This window comes from Candidatus Babeliales bacterium (assembly GCA_041660205.1).
Lineage (GTDB): Bacteria > Babelota > Babeliae > Babelales > Chromulinivoraceae > JACPFN01.
The window spans coordinates 1-23,592 of the sequence record JBAZWT010000014.1; the positions used below are offsets into that span (position 1 = coordinate 1).

At 36.9% G+C, this 23,592-nt stretch carries 19 protein-coding genes and 1 tRNA gene; 6 read left to right on the forward strand and 14 right to left on the reverse strand.

The features are described 5' to 3' along the window. The 8 genes from WC747_04715 to WC747_04750 all read right to left on the reverse strand — a co-directional run. On the reverse strand, positions 1–1,232 hold a 1,232-nt coding region (locus WC747_04715), incomplete at its 3' end, for a trigger factor (protein MFA5999294.1). A gap of 14 nt (positions 1,233–1,246) precedes the next feature. Next, a tRNA-Leu gene (locus WC747_04720) sits at positions 1,247–1,333 on the reverse strand. A gap of 64 nt (positions 1,334–1,397) precedes the next feature. Next, positions 1,398–1,985, reverse strand: coding sequence for a ribosome recycling factor (frr, locus tag WC747_04725; protein ID MFA5999295.1), 588 nt, complete (start codon positions 1,983–1,985; stop codon positions 1,398–1,400). A 12-nt stretch (positions 1,986–1,997) separates the two neighbouring features. Further along, entirely contained in the window at positions 1,998–2,594 is a 597-nt protein-coding gene (tsf, locus tag WC747_04730) for a translation elongation factor Ts (protein ID MFA5999296.1), read from the reverse strand. A gap of 121 nt (positions 2,595–2,715) precedes the next feature. Then, a complete protein-coding gene (locus WC747_04735; protein ID MFA5999297.1) occupies positions 2,716–3,720 on the reverse strand; it encodes a hypothetical protein in 1,005 nt (334 codons plus the stop codon). 693 nt (positions 3,721–4,413) lie between these two features. Next, positions 4,414–6,063 carry an arginine--tRNA ligase gene (gene argS, locus WC747_04740; protein MFA5999298.1) on the reverse strand — a complete coding sequence of 550 codons (1,650 nt, stop codon included), beginning with the start codon at positions 6,061–6,063 and terminating at the stop codon, positions 4,414–4,416. A 129-nt stretch (positions 6,064–6,192) separates the two neighbouring features. After that, positions 6,193–7,113, reverse strand: coding sequence for a hypothetical protein (locus WC747_04745; protein MFA5999299.1), 921 nt, complete (start codon positions 7,111–7,113; stop codon positions 6,193–6,195). Between the two features lie 49 nt (positions 7,114–7,162). Further along, positions 7,163–8,434, reverse strand: coding sequence for a hypothetical protein (locus WC747_04750; protein ID MFA5999300.1), 1,272 nt, complete (start codon positions 8,432–8,434; stop codon positions 7,163–7,165). Positions 8,435–8,765: 331 nt separating this feature from the next. On the opposite strand from WC747_04750, the gene mnmA reads away from it, so the two are divergent. After that, positions 8,766–9,860 carry a tRNA 2-thiouridine(34) synthase MnmA gene (mnmA, locus tag WC747_04755; protein MFA5999301.1) on the forward strand — a complete coding sequence of 365 codons (1,095 nt, stop codon included), beginning with the start codon at positions 8,766–8,768 and terminating at the stop codon, positions 9,858–9,860. Between the two features lie 78 nt (positions 9,861–9,938). On the opposite strand, the gene WC747_04760 is transcribed toward mnmA, so the two are convergent. The 4 genes from WC747_04760 to WC747_04775 form a co-directional block, all read right to left on the reverse strand. Further along, on the reverse strand, positions 9,939–11,591 hold the full coding sequence (locus tag WC747_04760) for a hypothetical protein (GenBank protein MFA5999302.1): 1,653 nt from the start codon (positions 11,589–11,591) through the stop codon (positions 9,939–9,941). A gap of 804 nt (positions 11,592–12,395) precedes the next feature. After that, positions 12,396–13,565: a hypothetical protein gene (locus WC747_04765; protein ID MFA5999303.1), complete on the reverse strand. Its 1,170-nt coding sequence runs from the start codon at positions 13,563–13,565 to the stop codon at positions 12,396–12,398. Between the two features lie 226 nt (positions 13,566–13,791). After that, positions 13,792–15,993, reverse strand: a complete 2,202-nt coding sequence (locus tag WC747_04770; GenBank protein MFA5999304.1) for a DnaJ domain-containing protein — start codon at positions 15,991–15,993, stop codon at positions 13,792–13,794. Between the two features lie 179 nt (positions 15,994–16,172). Next, positions 16,173–18,596 carry a hypothetical protein gene (locus tag WC747_04775; GenBank protein MFA5999305.1) on the reverse strand — a complete coding sequence of 808 codons (2,424 nt, stop codon included), beginning with the start codon at positions 18,594–18,596 and terminating at the stop codon, positions 16,173–16,175. Between the two features lie 305 nt (positions 18,597–18,901). Here WC747_04775 and WC747_04780 point away from each other — a divergent pair, with 305 nt between their 5' ends. After that, positions 18,902–19,420 (forward strand): hypothetical protein, encoded by a 519-nt coding sequence (locus WC747_04780; protein MFA5999306.1) that lies wholly within the window; start codon positions 18,902–18,904, stop codon positions 19,418–19,420. Positions 19,421–19,530: 110 nt separating this feature from the next. Beyond that, on the forward strand, positions 19,531–20,271 hold the full coding sequence (locus WC747_04785; GenBank protein MFA5999307.1) for an LOG family protein: 741 nt from the start codon (positions 19,531–19,533) through the stop codon (positions 20,269–20,271). Positions 20,272–20,282: 11 nt separating this feature from the next. Here the strand turns inward: WC747_04785 and WC747_04790 are convergent, their stop codons facing one another. Further along, positions 20,283–21,368, reverse strand: coding sequence for a hypothetical protein (locus WC747_04790; GenBank protein ID MFA5999308.1), 1,086 nt, complete (start codon positions 21,366–21,368; stop codon positions 20,283–20,285). 174 nt (positions 21,369–21,542) lie between these two features. Here WC747_04790 and WC747_04795 point away from each other — a divergent pair, with 174 nt between their 5' ends. Next, on the forward strand, positions 21,543–22,079 hold the full coding sequence (locus WC747_04795; GenBank protein MFA5999309.1) for a CDP-alcohol phosphatidyltransferase family protein: 537 nt from the start codon (positions 21,543–21,545) through the stop codon (positions 22,077–22,079). Between the two features lie 8 nt (positions 22,080–22,087). Further along, complete coding sequence (locus WC747_04800) at positions 22,088–22,432, forward strand: hypothetical protein (GenBank protein ID MFA5999310.1); 345 nt, start codon at positions 22,088–22,090, stop codon at positions 22,430–22,432. An 8-nt stretch (positions 22,433–22,440) separates the two neighbouring features. On the opposite strand, the gene WC747_04805 is transcribed toward WC747_04800, so the two are convergent. Then, positions 22,441–22,815, reverse strand: a complete 375-nt coding sequence (locus WC747_04805; GenBank protein ID MFA5999311.1) for a rhodanese-like domain-containing protein — start codon at positions 22,813–22,815, stop codon at positions 22,441–22,443. A 156-nt stretch (positions 22,816–22,971) separates the two neighbouring features. Between WC747_04805 and ssb the strand changes: the two genes are divergently transcribed. After that, a complete protein-coding gene (gene ssb, locus WC747_04810; protein ID MFA5999312.1) occupies positions 22,972–23,559 on the forward strand; it encodes a single-stranded DNA-binding protein in 588 nt (195 codons plus the stop codon). The last annotated feature ends 33 nt before the right edge of the window (positions 23,560–23,592 follow it).

The following is a 23,592-nucleotide window of genomic DNA, read 5'->3' on the forward strand; positions in this document are numbered from 1 at the left end:
CCTTCAACGGGAAATTCTTGGCCGCTGAGTTGTGTTTTCAGGAAGGGGAAGTAGAGAAAATCTTTTAACCGAGATCGTTGGGTAATTTGTAAAATCGCTTTAATGTCTTGAGGACTCACGGTTAAATTATCTTGGTATCCAACATATTCAGCAACAACAGAATCAAGCAATTGTCGTTTTGCCATACTGGTAACTTGTGAGTCAAATTCTCGATCTTGTTTATAAACTATAAAATCAGGTTTAAATTGAAGATCGGCAAGAATTAATCTTTTTTGTACAGTTATGGCGCCGTCAGGCAAAACAATCTGATTTTTTTTAATGATAAGCCCTAAAGCTTCATGGCCAATGGAGCGACGCTGTGAAATGTCGTTGTTAAATGAAAAAACTTCAGTGATTTTGCTGAGTAAATCTTTATGAGTTTTAATCTTAAAATATTGCTTAAAAAGATCGAATGAAAAATACCGATAAGGAACAATGTCTTTTATTTCAACAACATAGGTGTAACTGGAATTTGAAGCTTCGCAGAAATAGTTTTGTAAGCTTGAATTATCTGTGGTAAAACGGTCGCCTATTTTTTTGCCTAAAAATATACTTTGGAAAATGACATCTGGTTCTTCGTTTCCGATTTTCAACCAAATGTTGGAGGTGTTTTTATCGAAAACAGGATTATCATTTTTGTCTATGATCCAGGCTTTAAAGCAAATCCAATCACCGACATCTATACCGCTTTCAGGTTTAAAACGGCTTTGGATGGCTTCTTCATCTTGCAGAAAAGATGTGACCTGTTTATCAATGTCGCGATACTGCTTACGAGGGGTCGGCTTAAAGGGAAGATATTTCCAGCTTTGCATATAAAGCTCTTTGGGAGCATACCCTTCAAAATGGTATAGAGCGTTTCCAGCTCCATCAATTTGAATATCTTTAAGCTGAGGAGTTCCGACAACAATAATTTTTTGTTGGCGAATGTTTTGCATAAGTGTATTGATTCCAAAAAATTTAAGCCCAAGATCTTTCAGATGACTGACGATCGGGGCTTTAAAATGTTCTTGAACGTATGAAATGGGAGCTGATCCTTTTTTAAAACCAGTCGTTTGAGCGGAACTTTGTTGTGCTTGAGCTGCGAGTTGGAAAAATGATTCTGTGATGCATGATGGAACCGAAACGGTGAATTGATAACTGTTGCTGAGTGGTTTTGAATCAACCAGACAGCATACTTTGTCGCTTTGTACCATAAATCTCCTTTTTTTGGTGCAAGAGAAGGGAATTGAACCCCCACTCCCTTTCGGGAACTGGATCCTAAGTCCAGCGCGTCTACCAATTTCGCCACTCTTGCATTCAATGATTTTAGGTCAACTGTCGATAGTATAGCACAAGTTGTTTATTTTGCACAAGCCCATTTAAAAGGCTTTTAGCTCATTTTTCTTTTTTTCGCCAGTTGCGTCAACTTTTTCAACATATTTATCAGTTATGTCTTGAAGCGTTTTATTTAATCTTTTGTCAAAATCTTCAGAAATCTTTTTGCCTTTTTGAGCATCTTTGATCATGTTAACAAAATCTTTTCTGATGTTTCGAAGGTTGATTTTTCCGTCTTCGATTTTTTTACCAACCAACTTGACTAATTCTTCGCGACGACCAGTTGTCATACGAGGAAGTTCAACTCGAATAATATCACCATCGATAACAGGGCTCAGGCCAAGATGTGAAGCTTTGATTGCTTTTTCAATGTCAGCCATTACGCCTTTATCCCAAGGTTGTACGGTAAGCATGTTTACATCTGGCGCTGCAAGTGATGCAATGTCGCGCAAATTCATCAAGCTGCCACCATAGCATTCTACTTTAACGTCTTCGATCATGCCTATGTGAGCTTTTCCTGTTCTAACACTGGTAAGATCTTTTTCAAAGTGAGCAAAACCTTTGTCCATTTCCGCAATAACGGGTTTTTCAAAAGATTTTATGTTGCCTTCTTCAATGATAATTGGTGTCATTACTATAATCTCCTACGCGCCTATTTCAAAGCGTGCAAATTGTTTAACTTTAATATTTTCGCCAGTTTTTGCTGACAATTCTTTTAGTAATTCTTCAATAGTTTTTGATTCATCTTTTACAAACGGTTGTTTGAGAAGTGAAACATCGCTTGCGATTTTTGCCATTTTGCCTTCAATGATTTTTTCAATCATGTTAGCAGGTTTGCCTTGAGATTTGAGTAGTTCAGTTGCGATTTCTTTTTCTTTTTGTAAGAAAGCCGCGTCAACTTGATCAGGAGAAACGTATTTAGGTTTCATCGCTGCAATGTGCATAGCAATATCTCTTGCGCATGTTTTGACAGCTTCTGTGCTAGATACGAAGTCAGTTTCACAGTTTAATTCAAGAAGAACGCCAGTTTGATCACCAGGGTGGATGTAAGAAACAACGATTCCTTGGGTAGTTTCTTTGTCTGCTCGTTTATCAGCCAGAGCTGTTCCACGTTTTCTAAGAAGTTCGATTGATTTTTCAATGTCGCCGTTAGCTTCTTCGAGTGCTTTTTTGCAATCAAGCATTCCAAGGCCAGTCATGTTTCGTAATTTTTGTATAGATTCTAATGATACTTTTGTCATTGTAAAATTCCTATGATTTATTGAGGTCTGTTGCAAGAGCCATAAGGAGTTCTGCTTTAATGTATTTGTTCTTATAGTTTGCCAGAAAATAAGCTTTTGGCAAAGTTCATTTTATCTCTTATTAAAAAATAATATGTTCTGGTGCTTCATGCGTGTCTGATTTAGGTTTTGATTCAGCATTATCTTGCTTTAGACGTTCTTCTTGTTGTACACGTTCTTGCCGTGGTTCCTTGAGTGGTCCAGTCCTTGGTTTAATAGAAGTGTTTGTTTCGGGTTGTGTTAACTTTCTCCCGCTTTGGATTATTGAAGCTAGTTCTTGTTCTATTTGCTCTATTTGAGCTTTATCTTGTTCTATTTGCTCTATTATGACCTGTTCTTGCTTTTTTTGTTTAGTTAGTAAAGTTTGCTCTTGTTTTGTTTTGTTTGTGAGAGTTGACTCTTGATTAATTTTATTTCTTAGTTCTTTTTCCCTTCTCTCGTTTTCAGCTAATCTTCTTTTTATTTTGTTAAGAGTTCTGCGTCCACCGTGTATTCTGTGAAGTTGTGCAGGTGTCATGATTATCGGAGTAGCATCAGTTTTTTTATGAGGAATAAGGAGGGTTGATTCTTTGAGATGTGTTTTTTCTTCGATATGATCTTGCGCAGAGCCATCTTGGTCTTTGTGACCGTGCAAGCTATGAAAATGGTAATGCGGAGTGGTTGAAGAATCAGGTTCATCGTCATTTTCATGGTCTCTATGAATTTGATGAGTTTCTTTTGGATAAGTTTCTTTTTGAGTTACTCGTTGTATAGAATTGTCTGAAGTAAAAAAGATATTGATTTCATAATCGTTAAAAAGTTGGATGATCCGTTCTTTCATAAAATCTTGGGTTTCTTTGCTTGATTCTTTCACGTCAAGTTCAAGTTGCTCTATCAAAAGTTGGGTTTTTTCATTATCGGTCCAATCTGAAGCAATTATTTTTGAATGTTGATTGAGCTCGTGCGATAGGTAATCAAGCTGTAAACCCTGATAAAATGATAGCTCTGGAATATCAGTCATTGGTTTAAATGGTTCTAGTTTTACTTGTGATTGTAGGGGGATAGTTGCGCAAAATAAAGCGCACAATAATAGATTATTTTTTTTCATTCTTACTCATCCTTTTTTTTTGGATCAATGTAGATTGAAGGTAAGGAAAAAAATAAATTAAAGCAAATTGTTATAATTGTTTTTTTATATAATCGGTCACCCAGGCGTCGCCAAGGCTATGCCGGGCACGGCCACAAATAATCATCAATGTTTAAATTTGATCTTTTGTTTGCCACTCTGGCCGTGGCAGGCCCCAATCCAGACTTCGTGTCTCATTTTATTCGCTTACTTCGTCGGACCTTGGTATGTATTGTGGAATTTTATTTTTATTACCTGGATCCCCGATCAAGCCGGGGACGACGAGGTGTGGCAAAATATTTTATAGCTAAAGAAGTATGGACATCTATCACCAGTGATAAAAATTAATTAAATTTTATTCATACTCAGGAGTTAGCTCGTATGCGCCAAGGGCAAATGCGAGTATTAACTCCGACTCAAGCTCAAGAAAAAATTATGTAAAGAATCAAGCTTCCCCATCAGGAAATACTTTGCGATGGAGCCGAAGGCGAATGCATTTTTATTTCCGTGAGATTACCCAAAGAAACCTCTTTGGGTCGTATGATTCCAAAGTATGTACGAAACCATACTTTGGCGCTGTTCCGCGTAGGAACAGAGTTGAATATTTTGAAAAATAAAGATGATATGTGGTGACCGACTAATATTGAAAAATTTTAGTAAGTTTTGATTCCAAAACTACATCTTTTCCATTGGCGTTACACCCATCAAAAACAAGCATGTTCGTAAAGTTTGTTGTACCAAACCGATAATGTGCAAGCGTTGTTGTGTTATAGCAGGGTTACTTGCATCAATAACTCGTTGCATGTTGTAATATCTGTGGAAAAGTCCAGCCAGTTCATGAGTAAAATATGCTAGCAAATGAATTTGATGATTATTGCCGATATTGCAAATCATTGATTTTAGTGAGCAGATCTTTTTAAGAATTAATTTTTCAAGATCAGTAAATTCTTGATCATAAAAGCATGTTTCATTGATGATGATATTTTCTTCTAAAGCTTTTCTTTGAATGCTTAAAGTTCTAACATACGCATACTGAATGTAAAATACTGGATTTTCGTTGCTTTGTTTAAGAGCTAAATCAAGGTCAAACTGGAGTTCAGCATCAGCTTTTCGATTTAAAAAGAAAAATCGTGCAACGTTTTTTCCAACTTCTTCAACAACTTCAGACAGTGTAACCATGTTACCAGATCGTTTTGACATTTTGACCGGAGCACCATCTTTCATGATGTGCACGAGTTGATACAAAATGACATTTAATTTTTTTGGATCGTAGCCTAAAGCTTGCATGATTGCATTGAGTCTGACTTTGTAGCTATGATGATCATGACCTAAAACCATGACAAGCTCGTCAAATCCGCGGTCTAGTTTGTCGATAAGATATGCTACATCAGCAGCAACGTACGTTAGTTCGCCATTTGCTTTTTTTAGCACGCGATCTTTGTCGTCGCCAAACGTTGTTGAACGAAACCAAAGGGCTCCTTCAAGTTCATAGGTGTGTCCTGTTCTGTTTAAGCGGTCAAGTGCAGCCTCAACTTTGCCATGATCATGTAAACTTTTTTCAGAGAACCAGATATCAAATAAAATACCGTAATTTTCTAGCGTTGTTTTAAGCTCTGCAAGCATGTGCTCTTTTGCGTAAATTTGAAAAAAGCTGTCAGGTTCTTGCTCAAGGTTTTTGCCAAATTGAGCAACGCATGTGCGGGCAAGGTCTATGAGGTTTTCACCATGATACGCTTCCTCAGGAAGCTCTATGTCATGACCAAGAATTTGCAAGCATCGAATTTTAAATGAGTTGCCGAGCTTTGTGATTTGAGCGCCAGCGTCGTTAATGTAAAACTCTTTGCATACATCGTAGTGCAAAAACGTTAAAACGTTTGAAAGTACGTCACCTAAAATACCGTTTCTTCCATGGCCGACATGCATTGGGCCTGTAGGATTAGCACTAACAAACTCAACGTTTATTTTTTTTGGGTGTGAAGGCTTGTCTGAAAAGTAAGATTCTTTTTTATGAGCAACTTCAAGTGCTAACGCTTGATACCATGCTGGAGTCATGAAAAAATTTAAAAATCCAGGACCAGCCACTTCAATTTTTTGCACAAAAGGGTGTTTGAAATTATTGATAATATCTTGGGCAAGCGTGCGAGGATTTTGTTTTAATTCTTTTGCCAGTATCATAGCAATGTTTGAATTGATATCACCAAAAGCTTGTTTGTCTTCGTCGATATTAAGATCAAACTGTGAGCTGTAAGTAACTTCCTTGGTGATACTGAGATGCTGCATCAGAAATAAAAAAAAGTCTGATTTTATTTGTTCAAATTGATTCATGGTCAAGGTCCTTCTGTCGTTCGTCCCGAGTGATTTCGAAGAAATTGTATCGAGGGATAGAGAATATATTAATCAATTAATCTTCTATGTAAAATACGCTTGCTGGCGCGATAAATATATTTTATGTGATTATGCTTTTTTGTCACGAGATAATGTTGCAGCAGCTTCTGTTTGTCTACGGGCATGAGTGACTAATCTATCGAAAACTCTTTGTCGTATTCTGGTTTCTGTCAAAAAAGCTTCTTGTTTATTTACACCTTTCTCGCAATATCTATCCAGACAGTCTTCATTTGTGGCATGAATTCTTTGATAAACAGCAGCTTTTTCAATATCTTCACGAGTTACAGTTATGTTTTGGTTGAGTAAAAATTCTAAAGAGCCCAATTGCCCGTGAGCGATAGAAATATCCAAAGGCCGTATGCAGTTAATTATTGCATTGGGGTTTGCACCTTGTCTTATAAGATTTGTCATGCTTGCGACGTCTCCTTTTTCAGTTGCCTGTATAAACTGATAATCGACAGATTTAAAAGAGTTACTAGCATTGCTTGAATCGGTGGCTAACGCTGCACCATCTTTTCCTCGCTGCATTGGTTCAGAGTTGGGCAATATATTATTTTCTTGTAAATGTTGTGTTAGGAAATTAACAAATATTGTTGCTTGATCTTTTTTGATTGGATCAGTTTCTAAACTTTGCAAAAATTGAGCTTTCTGTAGGTCTTGTAGAGTTGCTTTAAAATCACTACGAAGAAGTATTTGTCCAAAAGAATATTTTTTTTGTTCGATAGCAAAAGAAAGGGGTGTTGTGCCACGGGGCAAGCTACAATCTTTTTTCATAACATTGAGTAAGTTTTGAAAGTTTCCTTCTTGTTCGTGCAAAATAGAAGCGTAAAATTTTTTCAACGTTTCTTCGATTTCAACTGGCTCAGTTTCAACTGATTCGATCTGAACGATTTCTATATTTTCATCATTTTTCTTTAAGCTTGGATCCCAAGCGAAAAATCCTACAAAAAATCCCGCAACGGCCATTAAGGTAGTAAGAAGCGTAGACATGGTAAATCTCCTTTTGTTTTATTTCGTTACAAATTATTTTACTTACAATTTATTCTGCTTGCTTTTGCTCGAGATGTTTTTTTATAGTTGCAGCTTCTTTGGCTAATTTTTCGAGTTTTTGCAGTTCTCGCTGCGCTTGTGTAGCCAGTTTTTCTTTAGTCAGTTGTTCTTGTTGTTTTTCTGCATGTTGTCGTTCTTGCTCCAACTCTTGTTGTTTTTTGAGTAGTTTTGTTTTCTGAGTTAGCTTTTCAAGCCGTTGTAATTCTTGTCGCGTTTGTGCGTCTTGTTTTGCATGAGCTTCTTGCGTGCGTTGTATTTCTGCATTTTGTTTTGCTTGCTGTTCAGCTCTTTGTTTTTTGAGAGCTGCAGCTTCTTTGGCTAATTTTTCTCGTCGTTGCTGCTCTTGTCGTGCTTGGGCTTGCAGTTTTTGCTTTGCTTGCAGTGCACGTTGTTTTTCTTCGTTTCGTCGAGCTTGATCTGCATCTTGTTGTTTTTTTATAGTTGCAGCTTCTTGAGTTAGTTTGTCGAGTTTTTGTAGTTCTTGTTGAGCATCTGCTTCTTGTTGCTCCCGAATTTCGTGTGCTTGTTGTTGCTTAGCAGCTGCCTTTTTCATGACAGATTCTTCTGGGATTTTTGTTGCAAGTTTATTTAAAACGTTAGATTGAAGTTCTTTATTAAAATTGTTCCAGTTTGGAATTTCTTTAAGTATTTGAGCGTCGACTGGTTTGCTTAGATCAAGCGTAACTTTGTCAGCATAAAAATTTGCAACAATTTTTGTTAAGGCGTCTAGTCCAACTTTCAAATCCTCAGCTCTTGCAAGAGCATCATATTGCTGCGTGAGCGGTTGAGTCGGATTAATTTTTGTCATATCGACTACTTTGAATTGTAATTGTTTTTTTGCATTAAGAGCGGTAATTAAAACTTCATGATCTTTTAAAGATGGTTTCATTTCATCTTTCATGCCGTCAACTTCTTGTCTAAATTGCTCTTTTTTTTCTTGAATAGCGGTATCTTTTTCTAGCTTGTCCATTGAGCTGTCAGCTTTGATAAGATTGACCATGTCTTGCATGTTTTTTGATCTAACATTCATCCATTCATTTAAAACTTCTTGTTTGTCCTGTGTGCTTAATTTTTCTAAATTTTCTAAAAGAGCTTTGTTTTGTGACTGATCGTTAGGATTTTCAGCCATGTTTTTTAAAATAGATTTAGTTTGACCTTTAGACCACCAAGAAGTAATCGGACTGAAAGTACTTGTAGGTAGCACTATTGAGAGTATGCATAGCAACGTGATCGATAGATATTTTTTAATAATTTTATTCATTTTGTTTTCCTTTTTTTTCAACGGAATATATTCCAATTTTCAGTGTTGAAAATCTAATTTTTTTTCATTCTGTCACAAGCAGCGATTGGGTTACAATAGTTTGATTTTTATTTTTGTGTAATTAGTCGGTTTAATCAGTTGGTCGGTTTAATCAGTTGGTCACCCAGGCTTCCAACCGTCGCCAAGGGCTATGGCGGACACGGTCGCACAAGGCTACGCCTGGGTAACCGACTAAATTAAACAAATATGAACAACTATTTTCAGAATAGAATAAATCTTATATTTCATGTAAAATAAACTATATAAACAAATCACTTTTTTAGGTTTTTAAATGAAAAAAATAGCAGTCTTAGTTTCAGGCGGTGTCGATAGCTCAGTTGCTCTCGCACTTTTAAAAGAGCAGGGTCACGACGTGACTGCGTTTTATTTAAAAATCTGGCTTGAAGATGAGCTGTCTTATTTAGGCTCATGCCCATGGGAGCAAGATCTAGAGTATGCCCGTGGAGTCTGTGAAAAGCTCAATGTACCCCTTAAAATAGTTTCAATGCAGCAAGAGTATCATACTCGAGTGGTGTCTTACATGCTTGATGACATTCGGGCAGGGCGCACGCCTAACCCCGACATGCTGTGCAATCAACAAGTTAAATTCGGTGCTTTTTACGATGCAATCGATAATGCTCCTGACGGTGAGTACTTTGAACACGTAGCAACTGGGCATTACGCACAAATTGAACATACATCGTATGAACATACACCAACCCTCTCCGTTTTAAAAAAGGGTAAAGACCCGGTAAAAGATCAGACCTACTTTTTAGCATATCTTTCACAAGAGCAACTTAAGCGTGCCCTTTTTCCTATCGGTGGCTTTGAAAAATTTGAAGTTCGTGAGCTTGCAAGAAAATATGATCTGCCAACGCAGGATCGTAAAGACTCACAAGGGATTTGCTTCCTAGGCAAATTTCAATTCTCTGATTTTTTAAAAGCTCATCTTGGTACTAAAATTGGTGACATAGTCGAATTTGAAACTGGTGCAAAGCTTGGAGTGCATGAAGGATTTTGGTTTTACACCATTGGTCAACGCCAAGGCTTAGGCCTTTCGGGTGGCCCTTGGTATGTGGTCTCTAAAGATGCAGCCAAAAATATCGTCTACATTTCAAAAACGTACGGATCGGTAACAGAGCATAAATCAGGCATGATCGTTAAAAACTTTAACTGGATCCAGGGCAGCGCAAGCTTAAAAACTAATCTCGACGTCCGATTTCGCCATGGTCCTGCGGTGCACGCCGCAACGGTCACAGCACACGGTACAGATGTTACCATCATGCTTAACACCGAAAGTAAGCAGGGGATTGCCGCAGGGCAATTTGCGGTACTGTATGATGGTGATGTGTGCCTTGGCGGTGGAATCATTGAGCAGGCTTTATAGATTTGAAAATTAAGAAATAAAAAGAAGCTGACTTTTAAATCAGCTTCTTTTTTTAGGTGCTTAAAATAAATTTAGTTGTTACAAGTTTAACAGTCTTTCGTATGCTGCTCGTTCTTCTGGTGTTCGAGTGTCACCACTAAATATTGATGAGCTACCAGCTGAATTACCATATTCTGTTGAAGTTTGACTTATTACATCTGAAGGATTGACGCTCTTCGCAACTAAATTTATATATTTTGTTTTCAATTCTGGGGATAAACTAGCAAAAATAGTAGAACCTTTTTTTGATATTTGAGTTCTTACAAATTTTTGTTTGTCTAAAGTTAATGAATCATAATTTTCAAGAGCTTGCGACATTGTTGCAACTTGTTCAACGGAAGATAATTTACTATAGTTTTCTGATTTTAAGTTATCAAATAAACTTCTCACTGTCGCTACGGGTTGTGCAGTTCTAGATGATTCCGGTTGAGTTTGCTCAAAAGAAGTATTAGGTATTTCAGTTAATGCAGTTATCACTGGTTCAGTTTCCATTGTTCTGTTTTCAGCTGCTACAATTGGTTTATTTTCAAATTGTCTTTGCAGAGCATTCACATCTCGAATTGTATCTTGTTGTCTTATAGTCCCTGATGAAGGTTCGTTAAAAGTAGGTTCTACTCTGCTTGGTATAGGTTCTGCAACTCTTACATCAGCCTTAACTAACATTTTGTTAACCATTACCGTTACAAGATCTGGGTTTATAGTTTCATCTTCAGGATTTGTAGAAAACTTTGAAAGATTTACATCTTTAAGTCGGTCTTTGAAATTCTCCAAAACTGCATCTGTTACTTTTCGTTGTTGCTCTTCGAGTGAATTATTTTTATCTACTCGAACTGTTAAACCTTTTATGTAAAAATCAGCCATGCGATTTAAAATAGCATTAACAGTTGTGTAATCTTTACTTTTTCCATCATAAATTCCCTCGTTGTGAGAACCTGATAACTCACTTGTATCTGCAAAAGGATTATATTCAGACATGTTATAAATTTTAAACGTAACGTGGGATGGATTTACATCTATCGCACCATTTGCTAATTTTGGTCTTCTTTCCACAAGCATTTGATCAGAGTTAAGCATGCCAGAATTTTCAATTTCAGTTCTTAATTGCGAAAATTTTTCATTGAAGCTTGTAAGAATATTATTTTTAGTTATTTCCATCGTTGCATTATCAAGCTCTTTTCTGAAAGCCTTTTTTATATCTTGAGAACCTTCGTTGAAAATTTCTTCTTTTTGTAACGTATCACATTTTCTAACGCTCTGAACTATTTCATTGTTTTCTATAGAACGCTGGTTAGTTCTATTGGGATTGAAATCAAATTTGTGAGCTGTTTTATCAAAGCCTGTCATTCTGCTTGAAAATCCACTTTTTGCTTCAGCTAAATCACCATAACCAAAGAAAGATTTAACACTTTCCCAAGTTCTTCTAGCCCAATGTTTTTCTGTTGTTGCAGTAGGATGATTTTCAATGTGATTTTCTTTTGGAGTTACTTCGTTTCGAAGTCTACCTAAAGCTTCTTTTGCTAGTTCTTGACGATTAATGCGGTCTTGACGTTCTTGGTTTTGTTGTTCCAGAGTTGAACGTTCTGGTTGATTTTGTTGAGTCTGCTGTTGCTCATATCCTTCATCCATTGCCTTCAATCCAAAACCAGCACACAGTGCTATGAGCAGTAGGCTTAATTTTATATTTTTTTTCATGCTTCTCTCCATCTTTAGCATGTTTTTATAACTTTATAAATTCAGTTTGTCACAGTGGGAAGGGGAAAAGCAAGGGTTTTTGGTAATAAAGTAGCTTGTTTAGTTTAGTCAATTGTTGCTATCTACATTGTTTTTTTAATGAATTTTTTGTTTCGCTCATGCCGCGAAGGCACCCAAATCCAGCCGTCCCAGCCTTCGCAAAACGCTTCGGCGGGCAGGCTGCTTTCAGCTATGGCGGACACGGGCCGTTATTTTAAGGAAAATTTATAAAATAGGTTCATACCCAGGAGTTAGCTCGTATGCGCCCAGCCTACGCTTGTAATTCAAACTAGCCGCTCGTCCTGAGTTAATTTTTGTAAAAAATTAGTATCGAAGGATAGCAAAGCTACGGCGGACACGGCCAAGGGCAAATACGAGTATTAACTCCGACTCCAGCTCAAGAAAAAATGAATTAAAGAATCAAGCTTCCCCATCAGGAAATACTTTGCGATGGAGCCCCTGTTTCGTTTTAACGAAGCAGGATAGGCGAATGCATTTTTATTTCCGTAGGGGGTTTTTAAAGGGGCGCTAGCCACTTGGATACCTGTTCCCCCAATCCTCCTACGTATTTCACTTTGTTCATTTACTACGTAGGACCTTGGTGTTGCCTGTCCTCCGTAGCTCCTCTATTCTTCAATGCTAATTTTATCCGAAAATTAAATCAGGACGAGCGGAGTACTATAGTTTAACGGCGTAGGACGGAGTAAGAATACTTGGGCGCTGTCCCGCGTAGGGACAGAGTTGAATGCTTGAAAAATAAACAATCTAGTGGAGATCAACTGCTTGAGCAGCATCTCCTCTTTCTTTAGCCTGTCTTTTACGACGTTCCTTCGTCATTTTTTTATTACTTTTTTTCTCAGCTTTAACCACTGGTTCAGCAATCACCGCTTGAGCAACTGACTCTTCAGGCAATGCATGTCCTGCTTTTAAAGCCGCTTTATCTTTTTCAAGTTGCTCTCTAAGCTCTTGAGCATGCAAAATATCTTTTTTGCGACGTTCTTCTTGTTCTTTATCTAATTTTGCATTTGTTTCTTGGCTTAAAAATTCTTTTGGAATTTTAGCGGTAAGTGTACTTAAAATATTGATTTGTAGTTGTCCATCAAAATTGTCCCAGTCTGGAATTGCGGTAATTATTTGCTCAGTGACTGGTTGATCAAAGTTAAGGTTTACTTTGTTTGCATAATATTCCGTTACACTTTGCGCAAGGGCTTTTTCTGGCATGGTTATATCGCCTGATTTTTCAAGAGCGTCATACTGTTCGGTCAGTGGTTGTGTTGGATCAATTTTACTCATGTCTACTATTTCAAATATTTTGCTGTCTGAACCGTCTCCAGATGCAGAGAGAAACTCAGTAGGCTTTAAAGATAGCTTCATGACGTTTTGTATGTCTTCTGTCTCTGCTTTAAATTGATCTTTTACAGTTTCAATTTGATCATCTTTTTGTTCAATACTTAAAGAAGAGTCGTTTTCTATAGCTTTAATTTCGTTCTGTTCTTTTTTAATTCGAACGTGAGCCCACAGATCGTTAAGTGCTTTTTGTTTATCCTTAGTGCTTAAATCTTTCATTTTATGAGCTAGGGCTTTAGCCTGTGACGCGTTACGAATGCCTAGGGCGTGGGAGTTCAATATTGATTTTGTACTTCTGTTGTTGAAATAATCTTTTATGGTAGACAGCAAAGATGAAATTGAATCCATAACTTTGCTCAAAGCATTTTTTTGAGCTGTAGCTTCTGGCATAGCTTGACCTGATGTTTGCGGGATGTCAGAAACAATCTCTGTTGGACTACTTACTACATCGGTAGATTGCTCAAATGCTTGCTCAAATGATTGTTCAGATTCTTGCGTTGCATATATCGGCAGTGTTGCAAGCAGTGTACAGAGCAGTGTAAAAGCTAGCATTGGCAATGCTAGGCAACTTTTGGTATTTTTAATCATCTTCGATCCCTTTTTCAATCATTTTTTGGAGTAAGCGTTGAAAATGTAATTTCTTACAATGTAATTTCTTATATTGTGCCGTAAGGCTGCCTCGGCTTGCAAGAGTTTTGCTATGAAGTTTGTACAAGAGCTTATAAGATCCATGTAGCTCTTAATGAAAATACTAAAGGGCACCCGGTTGGATGCCCTTTGTCGTAATCTATAACTTTGGTTAGTTATTATTTTTTTAATCTGGTTTTTCGATGAGGTCTAATTTTTTTGATATTTCCTTGATACGTGCTTTAAGCTTTGGATCAGAACTATTTTTAGCCTCATAATCTTTAAAGTATGTAAGTATTGCGTCTTTATAAGCGTTCATAGATTTTTCATAGCTTAATTTAAGAGCCTCTTGATCGTCAGGATTCATTTCTTTAATAATTTCTGGATTGTATAAATTATTGATTGCTTCGAGGTATGGATTAATGATTTCAGATTGAATCTCTTGTTGCGCCGTTGTTCCAGAGATTAAACGTGTTGCATGCCTTGTTGATAACCAACCTGTATCTATGATGTCGGGTATATTTGCAAGGCTTGGCTCAAGAATAGCTTCTTTAATTTTTTTGGCATTAATTTGGAAATTCATTAATAATTTTTCTGAGTGTACTTTAGCATTTTCTTGAGCTTGTTTAGCACTTTCTTGTGATTGCTTCTCAAATCGTTTTTCCATATCAAGCTTTCTAAGTTCTTCTGCTGTAATACGTTCTTCTGTTGTAATAGATTTTTCTTCTAAATCAGTTTTTTGTTCTTGATCACTATCAGTATTTTGTTCGTGATCATTTGAAAGTGGTCGGGCAATAGAAGCCTTTTGATCAAAGGTAAGTAGTAGTTTTTCTTGATGTTTTAAGGCTTTTGTAATAGCTGAAATTTCTTGAGGATAATCTTTTGTTAAAAATTCATAAGCTTGAGTAATTTGAATAAATTTGTCGCTTCCTTTAAAAATAGTTGTATCAGGATGGTATGCAAGTGCTGCTTGATTATAAGCAATCTTAATTGCTCGAGGAGTTGCTGCTGCGTCAAGGCCTAAAATAGTCAGTGAGTCATTATATTGCTGTTTTAATTCTTGAATGCGAGGAGCAAAGATTTCGGTGTTGGATTTTTGAACTTGGTCATCAACCTTAGTTATAAGCTGCCCTAAGCTTTGCGGTGATAATGGCTTGTCAACCTGACTAACTAAGCCTTCAAGCTTTTGAGTTGCGCTGGCAACCGTTGATACTACTTGACTAGCTGCCTCAGGCTCTTCTGGGATTAATGTTTGTTGCGCTGTTTTTAATTGTTCAGTTACGAAATCTTTTTCAGGTACTGTATTTTTTAAATTATTTATTTGTAAGTCTAGTTCACTTTCAATTGCAGGTATAAGACTTTTATCAAAATGAAAAAAATTGGATGCAATTATATCTTTTGCCTTAGAATCTGCTGAAAGCTCAATGCCAAAATCGTTTATGTAGTATTTTGCAATAGCCTGCGCAAAAGAATCCTCTGAAATTTTGACGGGGTCAGATTTTACATGATCCTGATATTGCTTTGTTAAATCATTTTGAGGATTAAATTTTTCCATGTCGATTATATCAAAATGCGTATTCCATTTTTTAGCATCGGTAAATGTAACGATAACATCAGTTGGTTTTAAAGATCGTTGTAGTTCTTCTGTTATAGTTTCAATTTCTTTTTTGAAGTTTTTTATACGTGCAGCAATAGCTTTATCAGCATCGGCAGTAGGGTTGTCAATTGAAGAGGAAGGATTGTTTCTGATCTCTTGAATAGATTTACGAAGATTTTTTTCTTGAACGTTTAAATACTCGTTAAAAACTTCTTGTTTTTCTTTTGTGCTTAATTTTTTTAAACGTCTTGCGAGTTCTTCATCTTGTGATAAGTCTTCAGGGTTTTCAGATTTATTTTTTAGTATAAGTTTAATATTCGCTTTGTCGCCCCATGTGGTAAGCCAATCTAAAACTTTTTGTCCCAAACGTTTTGATGATGTTGCTTTTACTTGTGTTGGACCTGTGTCTGAAGTTGGCGTTGTACTTTTTGACAAGTCTATTTTTGTGCCGAAGTGCACACGGTCACGTGAAAGAGCTTCTCGTTTTTGGGCTTCTCGATCTAATACTGCTTGCTGGAGAGCTTTTTGTTTTTGTGATTCTTGCTCGATTGCCTCTCGTTTTCGAGCTTCTTCTAGATTTATTCTTGCTGTTTCTTGCTGGAGAGCTTCTCGCTTTTGAGCTTCGATTGCTTCTGTTGTTGCTTTCCTTCTGGCATTATCTGACTCTTGAAATTGACTAAATGAATCCTGTTCATGTATTTCTGTGCGTACCGGCAGTGTTGCAAACAGTGCACAGAGCAGTGTGAAAGCTAGCATTGGTAATGATCGGTTATTTTTGGTATTTTTATTCACTTCGGCCCCTTTTTATCATATTTTTACGCATGTCATTTTTTAATTGTGCCGTAAGGGTATTCTTGCTTGCAAGAGTTTTTGCATGTAAGTGGCATGAAGTCACTGTAAAATACTAAAGGGCACCCGTTTGGATGCCCTTTATCGTAATGTATGACTTGTTTAAAGTTGAAGATTCTTAATTATTTTTTGCTTGATTTTCCTTCTTCTCCCAAAGGTTGCATCGTCCCAAAGTCTACTGCTGAACTAGGTTCTTTTGTTGCTCTTGCGAGCGATACAGGTTTCCCCATGCCTCTTCCTTTAACTACTAGTTTTTGCTGTATCTTATTAGATAATGCTTCAGTAGAATTTTCTACAGCAGTTATTTGTTCTTTTCCTTGCTCAGGTACGGAAATGTTTTCTTCTTCTACTTTTCCTTTAAAATCAAGCAGTAATTGCTCTTGTCCTTGGATAGCATCAACTATTGCTTGAACACTATTTTGATCTTTCAAAATATCGCGAGCATTAGATAATTCTTTAAAAGTGTTTTCTGCTGTTACTCTTTCTTCAACAGATAACTGTATTACCTTTGGTGAATTTGGACTAAGATCAATAGATTTCACTCTAAAGAAACGATCAAGAGCCCGAAGATCATCAAACCTTCCAGTGTATCCTGATTTGATATATGTCTGCTGTGCGTTAGCAATTTCTTGAGCGGATTTTTGTAGCATGGTATTTGATTGCTGCAGGGTAGCTGTTAGATCCTGGATAGATTGAGAACTGTTTTCTGGGCTAAGATTTGCAACTAATTCTTCTGCCTTTGCGAGACGTTCTTGTTCTTGTGCTATTTTTTCTTTAAATTCTTGCATCATTTGTGTTATTTCTTCGTGTTGTGCAAGGGTTTTTGCTTCTCGTAAGTAAGCTTCTTCCTTTGGTAGATCTTGTAGCTCGATAGCGGTTTGTTTTCCTACTTGTTCTTTTAGCGCTAGTTTTGCTTCTTTTGCTATTGCGCTTAGTCGTTCCTGTCTGCTTTTTGGTGCCATTGCCTCTCCTGTTGCTGCCGCTTTTTCTTGTGTTTTTGCGACTTTGAAAAGTTCGTCTAAGTTTGCTGTTCCTGTAGACTTAGCTGATTTTTCTGCTGGTCCAAATATATCATCCATAGCTTGTGCTGCTTGTATTTCCGCTGCAGTTATTTTTTTAGTTAACATTGCGTCAAAAGCATTTAAGGTAGCTTCATTGCTAGTTCTTTTAGCAGTACGTGACACTTCAAGTAAAATAAAATCTCGAAGTGATGAATCGATATCATTCCATGGTTTACCATCAGTTATTGTTTCTATATGGTCAGCGAGTGATACTCGTGAGTTGTTGTTTACAGCTGAAGTAATTTTATCTGCATAGTATTCTGAAACAGCTGTAGTTAAAGAGTCTTGTGTAATTCTGACGTCACCAGATTTTATAAGATCATCGAATTGATTTTCTAGTGGCTGCGTAGGATCAATTTTTGACATGTCGATTACTTCAAATCGAATATTTGTTCCGTCAGCTTTTGCAGACGTAGCAAGAACTTCGGTTGGTTTTAAAGATCGTTTCATTTCTGCTGTTATTGCGTCAATTTCATTTTGAAAATTAGCTTTTGCTGTTGAAATAGCTTGAGCATCAGCGTTGGTATCTACTGGATACTCGCTAATTTTTGCGACACGATCATTGAATTTAGTTCTTTGAATATCCATCCACGCATTAAATGCTTCTTGTTTATCTTTTGCGCTTAATTTTTTTAAATGTTCTGCAAGTTTTTTATCTTGAGACCTGTCAGTAGGATTTTCCGCTTTGTCTTGAAGTATAGATTTAGCACGGTATTTAGACCACCATGAATTAAGGTTGTCAACAGCTTTGCTTACAGCTTTACCAAAACCGTCTCTTAAATTTTTAGCGCCATCTGTAAACGTTTGAAACATACTTTTTGTTACAGTTGGGGCTACTGTTTCTGTTGGAATTGAAGCTTTTTCTATTCCTGAAGTTTCCCCTCTTGCAAGTCTTTCTCTTGAAAAGTGATCATCAGCTGAAAGTGGGACGCTTTCTCCAAAGCGTGGAAGTGCGACGCCATCAGCTGGAAGTGAAGCTTGAGGTACGGATTCTCTTGCTTTTTGCGCTGCTTCTTGAGCTGTTTGTTTAGTGAGTTCTATTGCTTTTTCTATTCTACTAATTTCTGCTTCTGTTCGAGCTAGTTTTGCGTCACGTGTTTTTTGTGTTAAATCTCTTTCTACTTTTACGGCCTGAATGTCTTCTTCTAATTTAGCTAGTTTTCTATCTCTAGCTTCTTGTATTGATTTTCTTTCAGCGTCAGCATTTTTTTGTTGTGCTTTTTCTAATTCATTTTGTCTAGCTATTCTTGCAGCTCTAGCTTGTTTTGTTTGTTCTTCTTCTTGAGCTTTTTTATCTCTTGCTTCTTGATCGGCTGTTTTTTGCATTTCTTTGTCGCCTTCATTAGAAGATAAATCTGATGTTCTTCTTGATCTTGGTGCTGGTTCACCATCCATTGCAAACATCGGCAGTGTTGCAAAAAGGGCACACAGCATGGTAAACGCTAGCGTTGGTAACGCTCGGTGTTTTTTGATATTTTTATTCATTTTCGGTCCCTTTTTAAATCGTATTTTATAAATTATTGAAAATATAATTTCTTACATTCTGCCGTAAACGTAGATCGGCTTGCAAGAGTTTGATGAAACCTGTAAGCAAAATTCAGGATAGATCGCTTGCTTGAAGTGTGTTACATGAACCTTTTTCTCTTGCCTCGGTAGCCTTTAAATCTTCAAAAAAGCTTTTACGACCGTAGGTAAAAATTTAATAGAAAAATTATAAAGCCTGTGGTAGCTTGCTGTGATTAAATTGCACGATGGTGTGCACAAAGTTTTACCTTATAAGGAGTTTTAACATGGTAAAAGTTCAAAAAAATTCAATGGTTTTAGCTGCAGTTGTATGTTTTGTTGGTCAAGCTCAAGCGATGAATTTGGACACAGCAAAAGGATTAGCAGCAACTTCAGTAGCACTGTGCGCAGTTGATTCAGTACGCGACATAGTGAAAGCAAGATCAGTTAAATTAAGCAATTTGCCTTTCGGTATTCAAAATGAAGTAAGACCTACAGAAGTAGCAGAAATCAATCTTAATGTTCCAACTTGTGCTTTCAATGAACAAACTGGTCACATAGATAAAAAAACTATTTCTGTACCAACGGTTGATGTAGCAGCATCAAAAAATTTCTTAGGTTTGAGAGTTGGTCACGTAAAAGCTGGTGTGCATTTCCCTATAAACGGCTCAGCTTTATCAAAAATTTTAGCAACTGAAGCGCACGTTGAAGGCGTTAACGTAGAAACAGTTTTAAAAGTTGGCGCAGCGTACCTTGCTTACACTCAATTACTTCCAAAAGTAGTTGCAAAAGTAACAGGTAAATAGTTGCCAAGGTAACAAAATATCAATTGATCTAAAGAAGGTTGCCATGTGGTGACCTTCTTTTATGTAAAGAGAGTTATTTAAAGAGCTTTACATTTTAAGGAGTTTTAGCAATGAATCAAGATCCGCAGAACAATAGTCCACTGAATCAAGGTCCGCTAAGCAGAAACATTCACAATATTCGTTTATCATATCATCATTCCTGTGCAAAAATGATGTGGATGACCTTTGTGTCGATATTTCAAATTTTATACGCACATCTCACATTAAGAAAAATCAAAAAACCGATAGTCACTTTTTTTGGTGGGCACCAGCTCCCAGGTAGTTCTTTGCCGTATGGGCAAGCAGCAGAAGAAATAGCCTACCGTTTGGCCAAATGTGACATGATGATCATGACAGGTGGCGGCGGTGGGATTATGCAAAAAGCTTTGGATGGCACCATCCGTGCTCAAAAAGAAACGGGCGAAAAAATGTGCATCGGTATTTCGGTACAAGGTTTAAATGAAGGTGCAAAAAATCAACAATCATTTTATTTGTCATACATCACAATGCGAACATTTTTTGCCCGCAAATGGGTACTGATGAGTTTTTCACATGTGTTTTTCTTTTTTCCTGGCGGCTTTGGCATGCTTGATGAATTTATGGAAATTATGACACTGCTTAAAACCAGCAAACTTGATAAACGTAAAATCGTTTTATACGGCAGTGAGTATTGGAAAGGATTTTTTGCATGGGCGAGCCGTGAAATGATTGAACGTGGTTTTTCGGACCGCATCGAAATGGATTATTTTGTGCTGGTTGATTCAGTTGAAGAGGCTGCAGTCCAATTAAAAACATGCTGTGGATGTCGATAAAAGGTGATTGTTTATTTCGAAGCTGGTTTTGCATTAAAATATGTAGTTAAAACTGTTTCAGCTTTTTTTATACTTTCCAATGTTAAAGCTTTAGTTTTTGGATCTAGTTCTGCAGTTGTAAGCGCAGCTTCTTTTTCGGTAACTGCAGCAGTAATAGCCTCTACCTCATCAAGATCTGAATCATATTTTTTATTTGGATCTAATCCAAGAGATGTAAATGCATTGGCGACTACTTCTTTCTCGCTGAGTATTTTAAAATTAAAGCTTAAAGTTTCGCCAGAAGTAACGAGTTCTTCTCCTGGTTTTAAAGAGTTGGTTAACTCAGCTTCTATAGTTTTTATGTTTTTTTGGAGCTTTAACAATTCTGCTCTAGCTCTCTGAACACGCCTAGAGCGATTCTCAGGGTTTATTGTTATATTTTCAACCTTATCTATATTTTTAATATTATTATTATATTTTTTTATTTGTTCTTTTACCAATTCTTTAAATGCGTCCTGTCTAACTTTTGCATTTAATTCTTTTAAATGTTCTGCAAGTTTTATATCTTCGGGATTATTCATATCTAATACTTTAGGCTTGTCTTCAGGGTTTTTAATTTTATCTCTAAGTATAGATTTAGCTTTGTATTTACTGAATTTGTCAGTGATTTGTTCTTTAAACCAAGACGTTATCCAATCCTTAGCTTTTTGAACCATGCTTCTAGAGTCTATTTTTTCAAATTCACTACTTGTAAATTTTGACGCTGCTGTAGGCTTTTGAGCTTTTCCTGGTTCTTCAGTTGCATCAGGTTGTTTATTCTCATCAAGGCGAACGCTGCCGCGTTGGCTTGTAGTTTTTGCTTGAGTAGTTGTTTTTTTAACAGGTTGGTTATCGTCATCTGGTAAATTAAATGTTACTTTTCTGGATTTTTTTTGAGCAGCTTTACGCGTAGCTTCATTTTTTTCTCGATCTTCTTTTTGCTCAAGAGTTTCTTTAGGGGCTTCAGTTTGTTTTGCAATGTCTACTGGTTCAGATTCATCATGCATTGCATGCACAGGTAGTGCGACAAATAACGAACAGAATGCTATCAGCGATAGGTAGTTTTTAATTTTATTCATGAAAACCTCTCTGTGAGCGCTCAACAAATTTATTTTTTCAGTGTGCGCAATGCATGAATATTTTTGCAATAGTTTTAAAGTTGATAGGTCACATTTGCGCAAAGGGTATGCAATCTGTATCATTGATTAATATCTGTGATTAATATCTGTATCCGTTTTGACCTGAAAGAATCTATGATTTTAACGTTTGCTTCGTGTATCACGCTCAGCCGCATTGCGCTAACGCCTTTTATAATCTATTCATTTGTGCAGGGTTTTTGGACTTTAGGGTTTGCCTTATTTTGCGTAGCGGTGCTGACCGATCTTGTTGATGGGTTTGTAGCTCGTAAATTCAATCAGCAGTCACGATTTGGACAGTTGCTTGATCCGATCGCTGATAAAATTCTTTTAACCGGTGTCATGTTTACGCTCCTGACAACGATGCAACTACCAATTTTTTTTAGCCTATGTGTATGGTTTTTAATTGCAAAAGAGTTTGTACTTTTAATCGGTGGTGGGCTGCTGATGTGGCAACGCCGTATGTTTATAGCGCCAACAGTTCTTTCAAGGTTTGTTAGTTTGTGCGAAATTATGTTGGTTGCTTCTCTTTTAAGCAGCAAAGTTTTTAATGTACACTTTTCAATTGCCATCGTGTACGGACTTCTTGTGTTCAACGTTTTTATCTCGTCAGTACTACTTCTGCGGTATACAGTGTTAATTACTCAAAAATAAGGAATTTTATGAAACGTGTATTATTTTTTTTGATGATGGTTCCATCGTTGATGAGTATTTCTTCTCTTCAAGCTCAAGAGTCAATTTTTAAAGCAAAACAACCGAAACAAAATGCATCGCAACTAAAAGCAGAGCTTGGCAGCGGGCTGCAAGATTTGCTGCAACAATGTACGAAATCTATGCGAAAAATAACTGAGCTGATTGATGATATTGTGCTGCGCGCAAAGGAGCTTTCTGGCGAGCAAGATGGTGCATTTGCAACAAATGATAAAGAGCAGTTAAAGTTGCATCTGAAAAAAATTAATGAAATGCAAAAAATGTTGGTGATGATTGAAAAAGATTTGCAGTTGTAAAATCTAGGTTACTCGTGCAAATATTTTTGGGTACAAGCACCAGTCGTATCAAACCCTTTTTTATACCAATCTTTTATACCGCCACTATAAACATAAATATGAGTGAAGCCAATATCAGCCAGTAGTGCGCTAGCCTGACTACTTATTGGACAGCTTAACTCTGCACAATAAACGACAACTTCTTTACTCTTATCCCAGCTTGAAGTGATTTCGACAAGGTTGTCATAAGCAATATTGATTGAACCGGTAATATGGCAATCAACGTATGTTTCTTCATCTAAAACGTTGATGATAACTAAATCGGGAACTTGATCGATTTTTAGTCTAAGTTCTTGAGCTGAAATAATGCTTGCAGGTGAGCTATAAGATTTTTCATGAGACATGGGAAACCTCCTTTTATATTTTTAGTTTTGTTACAACTTAAAAAATTTGAAGGTGAAAAAGCAACAACTTTTTGAGAAGGTCTGTACAGAATTTTTAAAAAACGTATGGTATTAAAATAATCTATTACGTATTTTGTAAAATCAAGGAATGCTTTCATGGCGGGATATAACCGAATTATTTTGGTAGGAAATTTAACGAGAGATCCAGAATTGAAGCAAATTTCATCAGGCGTGTCAGTATGTCGTTTGGCTGTCGCTTCAAACCGTCAGTTTAAAAACAGACAGACTGGAGCAACCCAGCAAGAAGTTTGCTACGTTGACGTTGATGTGTGGGGCGCTCAAGCTGAAAGCTGCCGTCAATATCTTGCAAAAGGTCGTCCGGTTCTTATTGAAGGCCGTTTGAAATTTGACACATGGCAAGATGCACAAGGTGCAACAAGAAGCAAACACAGCATTTCTGCTGATCGTGTTGTATTTTTATCAGGTTCTTCTCCTGATGCTTACGACGCTGCTGGTGCACAAGCTGGAGACCAAGATTCATTTGGTTCAGGCGCTGCAACGAGCAGTGCAAAATACGAAACACAAGATACTGAAGAATTTGCTAAAATAGAACAAGCAGTTGCTAAAAAACAAGCAGCAAGAAAAGCTGCAGCAGCAACTGAATTTAAAGCAAAAGACAAAGAAGTTGGCGGACTTGCTCAATTTAAAGATGAGCCACCGTTTGAAGACGAACTTCCTTTCTAAGGAAATAATTTAAAATTGACGAAAAGCAGCCTT